Below are 2,134 nucleotides of genomic sequence, written 5' to 3'. Positions count from 1 at the left end.
GTCGTGCTCAGCGTCGGCGGTTCCGCGGTCGCCGACGCCGAGCCGGCACAGGCCGCACCTCTTCCCCAGGGTGCGCCCTCCCCGGGCGGCACGGGCGACCTGACCTTCAAGCCGATCCCGCCCAACGAGATCGACAGCGTGCTCGTACCCAACGGTTATGACCACGCCGTGGTGATCCGCTGGGGCGAGCCGCTCTTTCCCGGCGTCCCCGGGCTCGACGTGCACAACCAGACCGCCGCCCGGCAGCTGCGCCAGTTCGGCTACAACAACGACTTCCTGGCCGTGTTCCCGCTCGGCCACGACCGGCGCCGCGCCCTGCTGGTGTCCAACCACGAATACACCAACGAGGAGCTGATGTTCCCCGGTTTCACCTCGCAGGAGGCGCTGACCGTCGAGCAGGTGAAGGTGGCGATGGCCGCGCACGGCATGTCCGTGGTGGAGCTCGAGCGGGTCGGACGGACCGGCCAGTGGCGGGCGGTCAGCTCCGGCCGGCGACCGTACAACCGGCGCTTCACGATGCTCGACACGCCGTTCCGATTCGACGGCCCGGCGGCCGGGTCGCCGCTGCTGCGCACGGCCGCCGACCCGCGCGGCATGAGCGCGATCGGGACGCTGAACAACTGCGCGGGCGGCCTGACGCCGTGGGGCACCGCGCTGTCCGGCGAGGAGAACTTCAACCAGTACTTCGTCGGCGGGGACACGGCGCCGGCCGAGCTCAAGCCGACCTACAACCGCTACGGGATCCTGACCACCGCGCGCTATCCATCCGGATCGCGCCGCTGGGAACGGGCGCAGGAGCGCTTCGACCTCGCGAAGCACCCGAACGAGGCGCACCGCTTCGGCTGGATCGTGGAGATCGACCCGTTCGACCCGAGGTCGACGCCGCGCAAGCACACCGCGATGGGCCGCTTCAAGCACGAGGGCGCGAACGTCATCGTCTCCCGCAGCGGGCACGTGGCCGCGTACATGGGTGACGACGAGCGCTTCGAGTACCTCTACAAGTTCGTCTCCGAGAAGAAGTACCGGCCGCACGACCGGAAGCACAACCTGACCCTGCTGGGGTCCGGCACCCTCTACGTGGCGAAGCTGACGGGCGACGGCCCGGCGGACGGCCTCTACGACGGCACCGGTCAGTGGATCAAGCTGGCGTCCGGCGGCCGGTCGTTCGTGCCGGGGATGACCGTGGAGCAGGTGCTCACGTACGCCCGGCTGGCCGGCGACGCGGTCGGCGCGACGAAGATGGACCGTCCCGAGGACGTCCAGCCCAACCTGAAGAGCGGCAAGATCTACGCGGCCCTGACCAACAACACCAACCGTGGCCTGCCGGGCTATCCCGGCGTCGACGAGGCGAACCCGCGGCCCGCCAACCGGCACGGGCAGATCCTCGAGATCACCGAGGACGGCGGCGACCACACCGGGACGAGCTTCACCTGGGCGCTGCCGATCGTCTGCGGCGACCCGGCGGACCCGTCCACCTACTTCGCCGGGTACGACAAGACGAAGGTGTCGCCGATCTCCTGCCCGGACAACGTCGCCTTCGACTCGACCGGCAACCTCTGGATCGCCACCGACGGCAACGCGTTGGACAGCAACGACGGCCTCTTCGCGACCGCCCTCGACGGACCGGAACGCGGACACCTCAAGCAGTTCCTGACGGTGCCGGTGGGCGCGGAGACGTGCGGGCCGTTCATCACCGGTGACGACCGGTCGGTGTTCGTGGCCGTGCAGCACCCGGGCGAGATCACCGGCGCGACGCTGGACAACCCGGCGTCGACGTGGCCCGACGGTGACTTCGCGAAGCCCGCGGTGGTCGTCACCTGGCGCCTCGACGGCCGTCCGATCGGAACCTGAGCTGGGCCCGTTCATCCGTCGTTCATCCAGGTAATCCGATGCGGCAAGGCTGCGCACCTAGCGTCGCGCCATGACCGTGCGAACTCGCCTGCTCCCGCTGCTCGGCCACACCGGCGGGCGCGACCCGATGACCTGTCTGTACCGATGCGGCAACGCCTGCGACCACCCCGTACCGAACGACTCGGACAATCCGTACCTCGGTGACATCGTCGCGTCCCGGCGCGGGATCTTTCGCGCCGGGGCGCTCGGCGCCGTGGTGCTCGGCGTCGGCGCCGGCGTCGCC

General features: G+C 70.2%; 1 protein-coding gene and 1 pseudogene. Both read left to right on the top strand.

What is annotated here, in order from left to right:
• Positions 1-1,851 (top strand): PhoX family phosphatase (locus AB0M20_RS39880; protein ID WP_364306310.1); only part of this gene is annotated, 1,851 nt, incomplete at its 5' end.
• A 70-nt stretch (positions 1,852-1,921) separates the two neighbouring features.
• Positions 1,922-2,134, top strand: a pseudogene (locus AB0M20_RS39875) (phosphatase); the annotation flags it as partial.

Source organism: Actinoplanes sp. NPDC051633 (assembly GCF_040681735.1).
In the GTDB taxonomy this organism is placed as follows: Bacteria; Actinomycetota; Actinomycetes; order Mycobacteriales; family Micromonosporaceae; genus Actinoplanes.
The sequence above is the reverse complement of the archived record's forward strand: the minus strand, read 5'-3'. Positions and strand labels throughout refer to the sequence as shown.